Here is a 13609-nt window from a genome sequence, read left to right as displayed (position 1 = left end):
TTTATGGCTATCAAAAATTTCAAAAACAGCCTGATCCTATTGACCCACCGCAAGTTTCTGAATTGACGCTTGAAGAGGTGGACAATATTGCGCCATCTTATAACGACCATCGCCCTGCTCCATTAAGTACCAACACCAACAGCGCTAATAGCCCGATTTCATCTAAATTTAGCTGCGATGGTCGCCAGCATTGTTCGCAAATGACTTCTTGCGAGGAAGCAACCTATTTTTTACAGCATTGTCCTAACACGCAAATGGATGGCAACAACGATGGCATTCCTTGCGAAAAGCAGTGGTGCAAATAGCCTTTTTTAAGGTCATTTAGCCGCAAATGCTCTTTTAATTTGCAAATAAAACCTCATTATTATTCAAGATAACTATCAAAGGTATTTTGCCAAAATGAGGTTTGAATGACCAATAAAACAACCAAAGAAAATAATGCGACGCCTGCCAAAGTACGTTTGGACAAATGGCTTTGGGCAGCGCGTTTTTTTCGAACCCGAACTCTTGCTAAAGAAGCCATCGACAGCGGTCGCGTTCATTTTGGTGGCAGCCGCGTTAAAAGCAGCAAAGAAATTGCCGTTGGTGATGAGCTGACCATCCGCCAAGGCTCGGCAACAGCGATGACGGAAAAAGTGGTCATCGTTGAGGCGTTATCCATTCAGCGCGGCAATGCCACCACCGCTCAAGTGCTGTATTCTGAAACAGAAAGCAGCATCGAGCGCCGCGCTTATTTTAGCGAGCAGCGCAAACTTGCTAATCTTGCCCGACCTGACAATCGCCCCAATAAAAAGCAGCGCCGAGATTTACAGCGCTTTAAAGACAGCCATGATTGATTATTATGCAATTTTGTCATTGATTTATCTTCAGCCATAAAAAGAAGAACCTTGCCATTTTTCTCATTAATCGTTACGCTAGTAGCCCAAATCTTGCATGCAAATAGGTCGCCGATTTTTTGACCTATTTTGGCATGTTTTTTTTATTGTCGATTACAGGTGAGCTATGCCCATTAAGCCCTCCACGCCCTCCTCCGTTCTTTTGGTTTGCCTTGGCAACATTTGCAGATCCCCGACTGCAGAAGAGGTATTGCGGCAGCAAGCCGCGATTGCTGGGATTTCGTTAAAAGTCGATTCGGCAGGAACGGGTAATTGGCACATTGGTCATGCCCCTGATGAGCGCTCGCAGCGCCACGCTAAAGCCCATGGCTACAATTTAAGCAAGTTGGTCGCCCGCCAAATCAAACCGCAAGATTTTTATGATTTCGATTTAATTTTGGCAATGGATGAACAAAATTTAAAAGATTTACAAGCGATTAAATCAAAGCTTACAGATGACAAACCGCTTGCCCGATTGGCATTATTTAGCGAAGAAGACCCAACTTTTGGCGGTGATGATGTTCCCGATCCGTATCATGGCGACAGCGATGAGTTTGAAGCGGTTATTGAGCGCGTTGAATCGGGCGCAAAAGCTTGGGTTGATAGCTGGCTGGTTCATTAAGCCTATTTTGTACCGCGCTCAGGTAAGCCCAAAGCTTGCTGATTTTTTATGGTTTAACAAAGGTTTAAAAGGTCGATTTATGACTCAAGCGTTGCGTATTGATGACAATGCCCGCTCGCCTGCCCAAAGTCTGAACAAAATGACGGCAAGCACTAACGATTTGTCTGCGCTTAATACCATGGCATTGTCGTGTCAAGCCAATCAAGTGCTGACGCTGACTTCTGAGGCAGAACTGGAAGCGTTTTTTAAAGCCTTTGATGACCAAAAGCCTTTATTTGTCTTATCGGGCGGCAGTAATGTTTTGCTCCCAAATACTCTTGATGCGATCGTCCTGCGACCATTAATGATGGGGATAACGACGCAAAAGCAATCGGCAGACCGTATTGAAATCGAAGTCATGGCGGGCGAAAACTGGCATGACTTGGTGCAATTTACGGTCAATCAAGGCTGGTTTGGGCTTGAAAACCTAGCGCTGATTCCGGGGCTTACGGGCGCCGCTCCCGTGCAAAACATTGGCGCTTATGGCGTTCAGTTAGAAGATTGCCTAACTCACGTTCGCGCGTTTCATATCCCGTCAAAATCTTGGCGAACGCTGTCAAAAGACGACTGCCAATTTGGCTATCGCGACAGTATTTTTAAACGCGAGCCAAATACCTGGATTATCACCAAAGTTGGCTTTGTCCTTCATAAAAATGAGCAACAGATCTTAACAAGCTACGGCGATGTGGCAACCGTTGCCCAAAGTTTGGCAGAAAAAAACGACAGAAATGCTCCTACGCCATTAGATGTGATGAACGCGATCATTGATATCCGTAAGCAAAAGCTTCCTGACCCTAAAGTGTTGCCCAATTGCGGCAGTTTTTTTCAAAATCCTGTGATTTCTCAAGCGCAGTTTGATGCGTTAAAGGCACAATTTCCAAAGTTGCCCTCGTATCCTATGCCAGAAAATCAGGTGAAAATTGCCGCCGGCTGGCTGATCGATCAGGCAGGACTTAAAGGTGGCGGCATTGCTCCTATTTTAACGCATGACAAGCAAGCACTAGTATTGACCAATCATGCGCCATTTCGCGCGACCCAAGACGAGGTGGCAGCGGCGCAAGATTTTATTATTAAAACAGTTTTAGCTAAATTTGGCATTACCATTTCGCGTGAGCCAGTTTGGGTCAATCAAAATGGCAGTTTAGGACGCGGCGGTCATGCGCTTTAAATCGCAGCATCGGGCAAATAAGCCCAAGTCGCTATTATCAAAGCGGCTTTGGCGCTATTATCTGCGCTCAGCGGAACGAACGATTAAAGTTTTTAAAATCATTCATGTGATTTTTGTGGTGGGAACAACGACCGTTATTTTGGTCATTGCCAGCTTATTTACGCCATTATTTGCAAAATCAGTGATTTATGTTCTCGATCATTTGCCCATCCCTACCATGACGGGGGCGGCAATCAGCTCGCCGCCGACCGCTTACGTGGTGCTTGGCGGGGGTTTAACCAATGACAATAATAACGAAATCATCCTTAATAACTTTACCTTAAATCGCGCGCGAACCGCTGCCGCCGCTTATCATGACTTGCCGCTGCCCGTGGTGCTCAGTGGTGCTGAAGCGCCTTGGATTGAAAAGTGGCTGTTGGCGCATGGCGTAAGCGGCATCATCAGCGAAAACGCCAGCATGAACACTTGCGAAAATGCCAGATTTACGGCAAAACGAATCCCTTTGAATCATATTTATCTGATTACTGATGCTTATCATATGGCGCGGGCGCGGCGGCAATTTGCACTTAATAATATCAATGTGACGCCCCTGAGCGCGCCACTGCCCGTAGCGCTTGATTGGCGCGAACCTGCGCAAAATTTAAGCCACTCTCGGCGCGCCGTTTATGAGCTTGCGGCGTATCTTCGCGATGTGCTGCGACCCCAAGCAGACTGCCGCGAGACCGACAATATTAGCATTGCTGAGCTTAAAACCCCGCGCGGTCAAGCAGTAAAGACTTTTTAGCGGTGATTGTTAATTGAGATAAAGCTATCTTTTAACCGTATTGTCAAGACAAACTCAGGGATAATTCTGACTTTTTTCCCCAATCGGCGTATAATTATAGTTACTGCCAATGAGGGAGTGTTTTATGCTTAGTATCTTTTTATTAATTCCGCTTAGCCTCATGCTGTTTGTGGTGGCGATTTGGGCGGTTCGCTTTGCGGTCAAATCCAACCAATTTGAGGATTTGGACAACGCCTCGCAGCGTATCATTTTAGATGACCGCCAAGAGCGCCGACAAACGTTGCAAGCCTTTGATCACCCACCTTCAAATTCTTCCTCAACAGAGGATCACAAATCCTAGCGATTTATGATCCGTTAAAAAATAGCAAATTAAGCAAACCTTTATTTCAAACCATTCAATTTTTAATATCACCCATTGATGAGGAGAGGTATTGTGACCCTAGCGTTAGTTGTTGCTGCGGTGTTGATGGGATTTTTTGGCTCGCCGCATTGCCTTGGTATGTGCGGCGGTTTGATAAGCGCGTTTGGGATGTCGATGCAAGACCTCACCGCAAAAAAACGCCGTGCCTTGGTTGCAACCTATCATTTAGGCAGGCTGCTAAGCTATGCAACCCTTGGCTTGATTGCAGGGCTTGTTGGCACAACAGTGCTGGCGCCATTGATTGCGGATAACAACTTGCCACGGATTTTGTTGGGATTGGTGCTCGTATTTGTGGGCATGGTGATGCTTGGGGCGCCTTTTTTAAATAAGCTTGAGCGATTAGGGATGAAGTTTTGGCAAAAGCTTGCGCCGATCCGCCAAAAAGTATTTCCGCTGAACACTTACCCACGGGCGCTCAGTGCTGGACTGCTTTGGGGATTTTTACCTTGCGGTTTGGTTTATGGCGCGCTGCTAATCGCGGTGGTGGGTCACAGTCCACTTTCAGGGGCGATGTTGATGTTTGCCTTTGGTCTTGGAACCCTTCCGATGCTTATTGCCACTCATGAAACCGTCGGTTGGCTTCGAAATCAAATTGGACGCTTGAAGCTTCGGCAAATGAATGGCGCGATTATGATGCTCTCAGGCGTTGCCGTTATTGCTGTTCCTATTGCCATGAGTAACATGCACGGCGGTCACGGGTCGCATGGTATGGATATGGGGTCGACCATGAATCATGAAATGAGCCATGACATGAGTAGTCATTCAAATCATGACGCAAATGCTATGGAAATGCCTGAAGACCACAGCCCATCAAGTGATCATCAAGGCATGAGCCATCATTAAAATCGCTTTGATCGCCAATAAAAAAAGCCTTTCGAATTGAAAGGCTTTTTTATTTAGGCAAGTTACTGAGCTTATGAGCTTAAGGCTGCCACTGCTCAAGTACAAATTTCATCTGAAGGTGATCTTCAAGCTGCGGTAAGTTAAACGCATCATCCTCACTCACAAAGCTGATACTGATCCCCGTTTGACCGGCACGCCCCGTTCTGCCGATCCGGTGGACGTAATCGTCAGGCTGATCCGGTAGGGTAAAATTGACCACGTGGCTCACGTCATCCACATGGATGCCGCGACCGGCAACATCAGTTGCCACCAAAATCTTAGCTTTGCCATCTTTAAAACGCTGTAAGTATTTTTCGCGTTTTTGCTGAATAACATCCCCTGAGAGCATCACCACATGATGGTTTTGCCGCAACTTGTCATATAATCGCTTCACCTGATCCTTGCGGTTAGCAAACACGATCATTTTGTCCATATCTTCATCATTGATGATGCGCTCAAGCGCTGCAAGCTTTTGCTTTTCGGTCAATAAATAAAAATGCTGCTCTACCAATTCGCTGGTTTTGTGCTCAGGCTCAATCTCAACAAATTGCGGCTCAAACAGCCAGCGATAGGCAAGATTCATCACATCTTGATTGAATGTTGCTGAAAACAGTAAACTTTGACGATCAGTATTGGGCGGCATTCGTCCGACCAAGCGCTTAATATCCGGAATAAATCCCATATCAAGCATGCGATCGGCTTCATCAAGCACGAGCACCTCAACGCGATCTAAAAATACCATGCCCTTTTGCATCAAATCAATTAACCGCCCAGGGGTGGCAATCAAAATATCGACAAAGCCACTTTCAAGCGCTTGCTGCTGAGCGTCGTAATTGGTGCCGCCCATCACGCAAACGCTATGCAGCTTGGTGTATTTGGTCAGCGCTTGGCAATCGGCAAAGATTTGCAGGGCGAGCTCACGCGTTGGCGCCATCACCACTGCTCGCGGCTCGCCCAAATAACGCGGCTCATCGGCTAAAAACGGGCGCTTTAATAACGCCTCAATAATGGTAATTAAAAAGGTTGCTGTCTTTCCGGTTCCGGTTTGCGCCTGACCGATTGCATCTTGATTTGCAAGCGTAAAGGGCAAAATTTTGGCTTGAATGGGCGTAAGCGCCGTAAATCCCAAATCCGCAACTGCCTTTAATAAGGGCTTTGACAACGGCAAATCGGTGAATGTGCTAAATTGACTCAAAAAATAATCCCTCAACCTTGACCCATCGCAGGTATTTAAAAAGCGTGGTCATATAAAAAAGCCAAGCCTTACCCTGTTTTAACCTAATCGATCAAAATGGGGCTGGCTTGACTTAGTATAACAGCAGTTAGCGTTTTTGGTTGAGGACTTATGCCCCAATCTTATTAAAAACTCTAGTTTTCTTGTTATTATTTTAGCCTTCGATTTTTCTGACTTCTTCTGCTTGTAGACCCTTTTGACCTTCAACAACGGTAAATTCAACTTTTTCGCCGTCTTTTAGTGAGCGGTAGCCGTCACCTTGGATCGCGCGAAAATGAACAAAGATGTCCTCACCGCTATCACGCTGAATAAAACCAAAGCCTTTTGAATCATTGAACCACTTAACAATACCTTGTTCACGAGCTGACATAATATAACTTCCTAAAAAAATATGCTGAGTCCTAACTTCCTTTGCGGTTGCACGTTAGGAGCGCTTGGGTCATGAAATCAGAATTTAAGAGAGGTCACTTTAATCATTAAAAATATGACCATCATATTTTATTTTAAAATAAAGCCCTCTTAAATAACCGGTGCCAAGTAACCAAAAGCTGTGACTTAAACGTTAAGCAGTAACAAACTTGTGATGTTTATGGCTTAAAAAATATCATAGCATGGGATTTTAGTAACATAAAGTCTTTTAATGCGATTTTTGTCTTTAAATCAACTTTTTGCACGATTTTTGGCAATTTTTGCCATCAATTTGCTATGATAACTTTAAAAAAGATCATGTATTTTTGAGATCTTAGCCTAACTTTATTCTCTTATTTCCTTTTTATCGTTGAGTTTTTTATGACTTTTTCGCAACCTTCGCAAGCCTCCCTTTCGCGCCGCTTACTTCTCATCAACGGGGTCAATTTAAATCTGCTTGGCAAGCGTGAACCGCATATTTATGGTCATACGACCCTTGCTGATATTGAAGCTGGATTAATTCAGCGCGCTGCAAATTTTGGGGTTGAAATCATCTGCCGGCAGTCCAATCATGAAGGCAAAATTATCGATGACATTCAGCATTTTGGACTGCTCAGCGGTGATGATGAAAAAGTTGATGCGGTGATTATTAACCCCGGTGCGTTCACCCACACCTCAGTTGCCCTTCGCGATGCTCTTTTAGCAACCCAAAAGCCCTTTATTGAGGTGCATTTGTCCAACGTTCATGCCCGCGAAAGCTTTCGGCACGTGTCTTATTTAAGCGATGTGGCAACGGGGGTGATTTGCGGGCTTGGGAAACTTGGCTATCAGATGGCGCTTGATTATTGGTTAACAGAGCTTTATGGCGTAGCGTTGCAAGGATAAGATGAGTTAAAAATTCACACAATCGGTTAATAAGTCAGCTTTCGTAACCGAAGCGCAATGGATTAACGCTAAGTGCGCCGTTAAACTAATGATGTTTTTAAAATGAAATTTAATACGTGATTGCAGCCGTTACCCAAAGTTTTTACGGTAATATGTTTTTAAGGTGATATGAATGGCAACATCGTCCGGAAAACGCTTTATGAAATTGGCTGGCATGACGGCAAGCATTGCCGGAAAAGCGGCAAAAAACTCCTTAAAGCATCTGTCTAGTGACGAAGAAAAACGCCTGCAAGCGCGCTCTGAATTGCTACAAGACGTAGGAATCCAAATTGCAGATACCTTAGGCGAGATGAAAGGCGCGGTGATGAAAGTTGGTCAAATCGCCTCGCAATATAAAGACGTGTTTCCGGCGGAGGTGGCAACCGCCCTTGAAAAATTGCAAAAAGATGCGCCGCCCATGCCATTTTCACAAATCAAATCACAAGTTGAGCGCGAGCTTGGCGCGGCGCTTGAGTCACTGTTTTTAGACTTTGAAGAAACGCCCTTTGCTGCGGCCTCCATCGGTCAGGTTCATAAAGCCACGTTGCCCTCCGGTCAAAAAGTGGTGGTCAAAGTTCAATATCCCGACGTGGACAAAAACTGTGAAAGCGATTTAAAGCAAGTTCGCATGGCACTTAAAATTGCAGGCGTGCTTAATATGAGCCGCGATTTGCAGGAGCAATTGTTTAACGAGATCCGCCAAAGCCTGCAAGATGAGCTTGATTACACCAAAGAGGCGCAAAACCTACGCGTGTTTGGCGCGTTTCACTCACGCGATGAGGGCATTATTATTCCGCGCGTGATCAGCAGTCACTCCTCCAAGCGCGTATTGACCTTGACTGAGGAGCGCGGCGAAAGCCTTTCAGTGGCAGCAACTTGGGACAATGAGGTCAAACAAAAAATCGCTCGGCATTTATTTCACTTTAGCGCAGGGCAGCTGTTTGGACTTTACCGGATGCACTGCGACCCGCACCCCGGAAATTTTGCCTTTAAAGAAGACGGCAGCGTCATTGCTTATGATTTTGGCGGGATTAAAAGCTATAGCGACCGTGAGATTCAGCTATTTTTGCGCTTTGCCCGCCATGCGGTCAGTGGTGATGTGACTGCATTGGAGCAAGATTTGATTGCCCTTGAGGTTCGCCGCGATGATGACTATCACATTCCACCGCAGTTTTATCATGATTGGCTCAATATTGGTATGAAGCCGCTTTCCATTGCGCCTTATCATGAGGGCGCGTTTGATTTTGCCAGCAGCCAAGTTCATCACGATGTCATTACCCAAATGCGATCGTCTTTAAAATACTTTAGCCAATTTCAACCCTCGCCCATCACCATGATGCTTGATCGCACCATTTCTGGTCAATATTGGAACTTGGTTAATTTGGGCGTTAATATTGATCTGTCGCCTTTGGTTTATGAGTATTTAAATCGAAATGAAGCCCATCATTGATGATTAGCAATTTTTTTAACATTTATTAAACGTGAAGCGCATGACCGCAGCGATCACAAAACACCGCATTAACTGCATGACCAAATTTACCGCAGTTAGGGCAAGCTATCGGGTCAAGTTGTGGTCGCATATTTCGAGCAAGCTCCGAGGTAAAAATCCCCGTCGGCACGGCAATGATAGAGTAACCGGTGATCATCACCATCGTTGCAATCGCCTGTCCTAGCGGCGTTTTTGGGGACATATCGCCATAGCCAACCGTGGTCATGGTCACCACCGCCCAATAAATGGATAACGGAATGCTGGTAAAGCCATTTTCAGGACCTTCGACCACATAAATGACCGCCCCGAAAATAGTCACGAGCAGCACCAATGACAAAAAGAAGACGGTAATTTTTTGCTGACTGGTTCGTAGTGCCGACGCCAAAAATCCTGCCTGCTGCATGTAAGCTTTGAGCCGAAGCACGCGAAACACGCGCAAAATCCGCAAAATGCGCACCACAAGTAGATATTGAACGCCCACAAACATCAAGCTTAAGTAACTTGGCAGCACCGATAATAAGTCAACAATGCCAAAAAAGCTGAACACATAGCGCAAGCGATTGGGTGCAGAAAACAGCCGAAGCAGATATTCAATGGTAAATAATAGGGTAAAAAACCATTCGGCATAAAAAAATATCGTGCCAAATTGCAGCCGCATGATGAGCACACTATCAAGCATCACCACAGCAACGCTGGCTAAAATCGCAATGAGCAGAACGATATCAAACAGCTTACCAAGTCTGGTATCCGTGCCTTCAATGATGATATGAATGCGCTTTCGCAATTGGGTGAGGCGATCTGCCGATGGCTGCTTCATAACCGTGAGTGCTTCATAAAGTGGAGAGAATCATCTATCAAAAACCAGCTTGCAACAGCAGCTTTGCTGGCTAAAAGTGGTTTATAATAACCGGGGTGCTAAGATGATGCGCAGCGCTTTTTCATCAGCGATGGCAATCAGACAATACAGTGTAGCAAACTTCCGCTTTTAACGACACTTTTTCATGAGGCGCAAGCCCACTTGGCACATTATTTTATTTCAGTTATTGTTTAAGGATAAGTTATGGCAGGTCACTCTAAATGGGCGAATATCAAACATCGCAAAGCCCGTCAAGATGCGGTCAAAGGTAAGATTTTTACCAAAATCATTCGTGAGATTGTTTCCGCTGCCAAGCAAGGTGACCCTGACCCTGATAAAAACCCACGATTGCGAGCGGCGGTTGAAAAAGCGCTGTCCGTCAACATGACCAAAGACACCATCAAACGCGCTGTTGAGCGTGGCGCTGGCGGCGGCGACAATGACAATATGGAAGAGGTCAGCTATGAAGGCTACGGCATCGGCGGCGTTGCGGTCTTGGTTGAAACCATGACGGACAATCTCAACCGAACCGTCAGCGAAGTCCGCCACGCCTTCACCAAGCACGATGGCAACCTTGGAACGTCAGGATCGGTGGCTTATTTATTTAACAAACGCGGCGAGATCAGCTTTAGTGACTTGACGCTTGAAGATGACTTGATGATGATCGCTCTTGATGCTGGGGCAACCGACATCGAAAACGATGGCGAGACGCTCACGGTGATCACTGAGGTTGAAAACTTCGGTCAAGTCAAAGACGCGCTTAATGCCGCAGGACTGAATTCTGACAATGCTGAAGTGACCATGTCACCGTCAACCAGCGCCGTTATTGATAACTTTGATGACGCGCAAAAAGTGATGAAAATGATCGATATGTTAGAAGACTTAGACGACGTTCAAGACGTTTATACCAACGTCACCTTTTCTGATGAGGTGATGGCACAGTTTGAGCAGTAACAAGCTTGATTTTTAGCGTTAAAAACTGAATAGATAAACCAAAAGCCTGATTAGTTATCAGGCTTTTTATTATTCAAGCTTCTTATTATAAATAGTTTTGATCTAAAAGCACTGACCTTCAAGCGCTAATAAATAACGCTTTTTATCCATCCCACCTGTATAACCGCCAAGGCTGCCATCATGAGCAATCACGCGATGGCAAGGAATAATAATACTGAGCGGATTTTTACCATTAGCATTGGCAGCGGCGCGGTAAGCTTTTGGATTGCCGATTAAATGGGCTAATTTGGCGTAACTGATCGTTTTCCCAAACTCAATCGTTTGTAGCGCTTGCCAAACGCGCTGCTGAAACGGTGTGCCACCCCTTAAATCCATCGGCAACTCAAAGCTTTTTCTACGACCAAAAAAGTAATCGGTCAATTGCGAAATCGCCGTTAATAAAATGTGCTGATTAGGGTCAGCATTTTGTAGCTCATTAAAACTTATAAAAGCTTTTTCCTCGTTTTGATAAGCTTTACTCCCATTAACTTTTGAGAACGCTGTTTGCTGTGACGTATTTTCCGCCCAATCGCAACTCACAAGCCTGCCCTGCCGAACTGCCAAAATCAGCGCAGTATTGTTAAGCGGCTGATCGATTGGCGCAATTTGTGATAAAGGAACGGCGGTAACTATAATCATCTATCAAACTCAGTATTTTTGAAGTACAGATTCAGTAGATGCTTTTAGTGAAGAACTGGTTTGAATAATATAATTTATCATATCTTCCCAATCGCTTTGCTTTTCATAGCTGAAATCTTTATTAGTTATTCTAGCAACTCTTCTAATAGTATTTGGCTTCCGCTCCCATACTATCTTATTTATTATATCCTTTTGAAGCAAATGAGCATTTTTTTCTAAGTAACTGAAAATTCTTTCATTTTCCGCAATATTTTTATCAGCTGAATTAACGACTAAAGTTATATTTAAGCTATTTTTATTCAAGTTAGAAAATATACTCAACCCTAGAAAATCTATTTTTTGACCAATTCCATGACCTTTTGGTGCTTTCTTATCATAGTAAATATTTTGACAACCTTTTACCTTCGAATTTATTAGAATTTCGAAAAACTTCTTTTTTAAACTCTTATTACAGCTATTCATGAGCTCATATCCAGTATCTTGAAAATTAAATATTGTTATTAAAACTTACTTCTCATCCGTTTCAAACAGCGCGGCGACAAACTGCTTGGGGCTAAAGGGGCGCAAATCATCAATCGATTCGCCAACGCCGATAAAGCGAATGGGAATGTCTGTGGTTTCAGCAATGTTAAACACCACGCCGCCTTTTGCCGTGCCATCAAGTTTAGTGATGGTGATGCCGGTTAACGGTACGGCTTGGTTAAAGATTTCGACTTGATTAATCGCGTTTTGACCGGTTCCGGCGTCAAGAACGATCATGCCTTCATGCGGCGCGGTGGGATCAGCTTTCCTCATGACGCGAACGACTTTTTCAAGCTCTGCCATCAAGTACGATTTGTTTTGCAGTCGCCCTGCGGTATCGGCAATTAATACATCAATATTTTTGGCTTTTGCTGATTGCATGGCATCAAAAATGACCGAAGCGCTGTCAGAACCATGACCTTGAGCAACCACCGGAATGTCATTGCGCTCGCCCCAAATTTGTAGCTGCTCGGTGGCGGCGGCGCGGAAGGTGTCGCCTGCCGCTAGCATGACCGACTTGCCTTCGCTTTGCAGTCTACGCGCAAGCTTTCCAATCGTGGTCGTTTTGCCAACGCCATTGACGCCAACAACCAAAATCACAAAGGGCTTTTTACTGGTATCGATTTCAAGCGGGGCAACTTTTGGCGTTAAAATATCAACCAATTCGCTTTGTAGTGCTTTATAAAGCGAATGCGAGTAAATCAAATCACCACGAGCAGTTTGCTCGGTTAAGCTTTTGATGATGCGGTTGGTTGCACTCACGCCAATGTCGGCAACGAGCAATTGGTCTTCGACCTCTTCAAGCAGCTCATCGTCGATTTCTTTACCCCCGATCAAGATATTGACCATGCCTTCAGCTAGGTTTTTACGCGATTTGGTCAGACCCGATTTCATTCGGTTAAACCAGCTGCCGCTCTCTTTTTCTTTTTTGGCAACCGCTTGAGCTTGCTTGGTTTCTTCGCGAGCTGCTTCTAAGTTTTGGGTTGGCTGATCTTGCGTAGATTTTTCTTGAGCGGATTTTGCTTGCAAAGGCGCTTGGGCATCGCCAAGCTGAGCTTGCAGCGGCATTTTTGGAATAACGGATGCTGATTTAACCACCGTTGTCGGCTCAGCTTTTGCTTCTTCGACGACCGTTTGGGCAGAAACGATAGGCGCGCCAAGCGCAATGGGCTCATCGATATCGTCGTCATTTTTTTGAGCTGTTTCTGATAGATCATCAACAATCGTCACCGATTGCACAGGCAAGCTTGGTAAGGTAATATCATCGTCATCGATATCATCAAGGCTGCCATCTAAATTGATGACCACTCGATTGGGGTTATTGATGTTATTCATAAGCTTGCCCTAAAAGATAGTTTTACAATAAAAGTGATAATATGAAGCCGCTTTAGCGCTTGATGTTAAGGTGGTCTTTAAAACAGTTTAGCACAATTTTTCTAGGATATTTTTTAGCCAGCTGCTTTTTCATCGGCTCAAAAGATACCAAAAGTAAGCTTTGCTTAAGGTTTGGTGACAAAATAGTGACCTTTATCATATAAAATTTCGTTACAGTCATCTAGCCTTTTATTTTTTCCTATTGTCTTTGGTTGGGAAACCTTATGTTAACGATTAAGAAATTATTGACAACTCAAGCAGTTATTACGATAGCAGCGGTTATGCTCACCACCGGTTGTAGCACCACGCAAGAATTTAAGCCCACCGCAAGCGTGATGGTTGGCCCTCATAAGCCGCTTTAACATTTACTTTCATTGTT

Annotated in this window: 16 protein-coding genes and 1 pseudogene; 11 read left to right on the top strand and 6 right to left on the bottom strand. The window is 44.8% G+C overall.

Translation table 11 applies throughout. The features are described 5' to 3' along the window. Positions 1-164: 164 nt before the first annotated feature. The 7 genes and pseudogenes from HF322_RS11600 to HF322_RS00835 form a co-directional block, all read left to right on the top strand. A pseudogene (locus tag HF322_RS11600) lies at positions 165-305 on the top strand (excalibur calcium-binding domain-containing protein); the annotation flags it as partial. Positions 306-410: 105 nt separating this feature from the next. After that, positions 411-836: an RNA-binding S4 domain-containing protein gene (locus HF322_RS00860; RefSeq protein WP_169391505.1), complete on the top strand. Its 426-nt coding sequence runs from the start codon at positions 411-413 to the stop codon at positions 834-836. Positions 837-1002: 166 nt separating this feature from the next. Beyond that, positions 1003-1497 carry a low molecular weight protein-tyrosine-phosphatase gene (locus HF322_RS00855; protein WP_169391504.1) on the top strand — a complete coding sequence of 165 codons (495 nt, stop codon included), beginning with the start codon at positions 1003-1005 and terminating at the stop codon, positions 1495-1497. Positions 1498-1636: 139 nt separating this feature from the next. Further along, entirely contained in the window at positions 1637-2704 is a 1068-nt protein-coding gene (murB, locus tag HF322_RS00850; protein WP_223193140.1) for a UDP-N-acetylmuramate dehydrogenase, read from the top strand. Beyond that, the gene (locus HF322_RS00845) at positions 2694-3488 is read left to right on the top strand and encodes a YdcF family protein (RefSeq protein ID WP_169391502.1); all 795 of its coding nucleotides are present in this window, start codon (positions 2694-2696) and stop codon (positions 3486-3488) included. Before murB ends, HF322_RS00845 begins: the two co-directional genes overlap by 11 nt. 124 nt (positions 3489-3612) lie before the next feature. After that, positions 3613-3828, top strand: coding sequence for a cbb3-type cytochrome oxidase assembly protein CcoS (ccoS, locus tag HF322_RS00840; RefSeq protein WP_169391501.1), 216 nt, complete (start codon positions 3613-3615; stop codon positions 3826-3828). A 93-nt stretch (positions 3829-3921) separates the two neighbouring features. Continuing rightward, a complete protein-coding gene (locus HF322_RS00835) occupies positions 3922-4752 on the top strand; it encodes a sulfite exporter TauE/SafE family protein (RefSeq protein WP_169391500.1) in 831 nt (276 codons plus the stop codon). Between the two features lie 79 nt (positions 4753-4831). Here HF322_RS00835 and HF322_RS00830 read toward each other — a convergent pair whose 3' ends face one another. Beyond that, complete coding sequence (locus tag HF322_RS00830; protein ID WP_169391499.1) at positions 4832-5986, bottom strand: DEAD/DEAH box helicase; 1155 nt, start codon at positions 5984-5986, stop codon at positions 4832-4834. Between the two features lie 193 nt (positions 5987-6179). Further along, positions 6180-6395, bottom strand: a complete 216-nt coding sequence (locus HF322_RS00825) for a cold-shock protein (protein ID WP_169391498.1) — start codon at positions 6393-6395, stop codon at positions 6180-6182. A 419-nt stretch (positions 6396-6814) separates the two neighbouring features. Between HF322_RS00825 and aroQ the strand changes: the two genes are divergently transcribed. Beyond that, on the top strand, positions 6815-7318 hold the full coding sequence (aroQ, locus tag HF322_RS00820) for a type II 3-dehydroquinate dehydratase (RefSeq protein ID WP_169391497.1): 504 nt from the start codon (positions 6815-6817) through the stop codon (positions 7316-7318). 172 nt (positions 7319-7490) lie between these two features. Continuing rightward, a complete protein-coding gene (locus HF322_RS00815; RefSeq protein WP_169391496.1) occupies positions 7491-8807 on the top strand; it encodes an AarF/ABC1/UbiB kinase family protein in 1317 nt (438 codons plus the stop codon). Between the two features lie 25 nt (positions 8808-8832). Here HF322_RS00815 and HF322_RS00810 read toward each other — a convergent pair whose 3' ends face one another. Beyond that, the gene (locus HF322_RS00810) at positions 8833-9663 is read right to left on the bottom strand and encodes an ion transporter (RefSeq protein ID WP_169391495.1); all 831 of its coding nucleotides are present in this window, start codon (positions 9661-9663) and stop codon (positions 8833-8835) included. Between the two features lie 243 nt (positions 9664-9906). On the opposite strand from HF322_RS00810, the gene HF322_RS00805 reads away from it, so the two are divergent. Then, on the top strand, positions 9907-10656 hold the full coding sequence (locus HF322_RS00805) for a YebC/PmpR family DNA-binding transcriptional regulator (protein WP_169391494.1): 750 nt from the start codon (positions 9907-9909) through the stop codon (positions 10654-10656). Between the two features lie 102 nt (positions 10657-10758). Here HF322_RS00805 and HF322_RS00800 read toward each other — a convergent pair whose 3' ends face one another. From HF322_RS00800 to ftsY, 3 genes are read right to left on the bottom strand one after another with little or no spacing between them, the layout of a single operon-like run. After that, complete coding sequence (locus HF322_RS00800; RefSeq protein WP_169391493.1) at positions 10759-11334, bottom strand: methylated-DNA--[protein]-cysteine S-methyltransferase; 576 nt, start codon at positions 11332-11334, stop codon at positions 10759-10761. 9 nt (positions 11335-11343) lie between these two features. Then, positions 11344-11796, bottom strand: a complete 453-nt coding sequence (locus tag HF322_RS00795; protein WP_169391492.1) for a DUF4268 domain-containing protein — start codon at positions 11794-11796, stop codon at positions 11344-11346. A gap of 45 nt (positions 11797-11841) precedes the next feature. Continuing rightward, positions 11842-12750 carry a signal recognition particle-docking protein FtsY gene (gene ftsY, locus HF322_RS00790; RefSeq protein ID WP_219848152.1) on the bottom strand — a complete coding sequence of 303 codons (909 nt, stop codon included), beginning with the start codon at positions 12748-12750 and terminating at the stop codon, positions 11842-11844. 704 nt (positions 12751-13454) lie between these two features. Here ftsY and HF322_RS00785 point away from each other — a divergent pair. Continuing rightward, positions 13455-13592, top strand: a complete 138-nt coding sequence (locus HF322_RS00785) for a hypothetical protein (protein ID WP_169391491.1) — start codon at positions 13455-13457, stop codon at positions 13590-13592. Positions 13593-13609: the final 17 nt, after the last annotated feature.

The sequence above is a fragment of the Psychrobacter sp. MF31 genome, from assembly GCF_012847335.1.
Lineage (GTDB): Bacteria > Pseudomonadota > Gammaproteobacteria > Pseudomonadales > Moraxellaceae > Psychrobacter.
The sequence above is the reverse complement of the archived record's forward strand: the minus strand, read 5'-3'. Positions and strand labels throughout refer to the sequence as shown.

Excerpts from the sequence above, each read along its gene's own strand:
- HF322_RS00860 (WP_169391505.1), top strand. The coding sequence starts at position 411 with ATGACCAATAAAACAACCAAAGAAAATAATGCGACGCCTGCCAAAGTA.
- HF322_RS00855 (WP_169391504.1), top strand. The coding sequence starts at position 1,003 with ATGCCCATTAAGCCCTCCACGCCCTCCTCCGTTCTTTTGGTTTGCCTT.
- murB (WP_223193140.1), top strand. The coding sequence starts at position 1,637 with ATGACGGCAAGCACTAACGATTTGTCTGCGCTTAATACCATGGCATTG.
- HF322_RS00845 (WP_169391502.1), top strand. The coding sequence starts at position 2,694 with ATGCGCTTTAAATCGCAGCATCGGGCAAATAAGCCCAAGTCGCTATTA.
- ccoS (WP_169391501.1), top strand. The coding sequence starts at position 3,613 with ATGCTTAGTATCTTTTTATTAATTCCGCTTAGCCTCATGCTGTTTGTG.
- HF322_RS00825 (WP_169391498.1), bottom strand. The coding sequence starts at position 6,395 with ATGTCAGCTCGTGAACAAGGTATTGTTAAGTGGTTCAATGATTCAAAA.
- aroQ (WP_169391497.1), top strand. The coding sequence starts at position 6,815 with ATGACTTTTTCGCAACCTTCGCAAGCCTCCCTTTCGCGCCGCTTACTT.
- HF322_RS00815 (WP_169391496.1), top strand. The coding sequence starts at position 7,491 with ATGGCAACATCGTCCGGAAAACGCTTTATGAAATTGGCTGGCATGACG.
- HF322_RS00810 (WP_169391495.1), bottom strand. The coding sequence starts at position 9,663 with ATGAAGCAGCCATCGGCAGATCGCCTCACCCAATTGCGAAAGCGCATT.
- HF322_RS00805 (WP_169391494.1), top strand. The coding sequence starts at position 9,907 with ATGGCAGGTCACTCTAAATGGGCGAATATCAAACATCGCAAAGCCCGT.
- HF322_RS00800 (WP_169391493.1), bottom strand. The coding sequence starts at position 11,334 with ATGATTATAGTTACCGCCGTTCCTTTATCACAAATTGCGCCAATCGAT.
- HF322_RS00795 (WP_169391492.1), bottom strand. The coding sequence starts at position 11,796 with ATGAATAGCTGTAATAAGAGTTTAAAAAAGAAGTTTTTCGAAATTCTA.
- ftsY (WP_219848152.1), bottom strand. The coding sequence starts at position 12,750 with ATGAAATCGGGTCTGACCAAATCGCGTAAAAACCTAGCTGAAGGCATG.
- HF322_RS00785 (WP_169391491.1), top strand. The coding sequence starts at position 13,455 with ATGTTAACGATTAAGAAATTATTGACAACTCAAGCAGTTATTACGATA.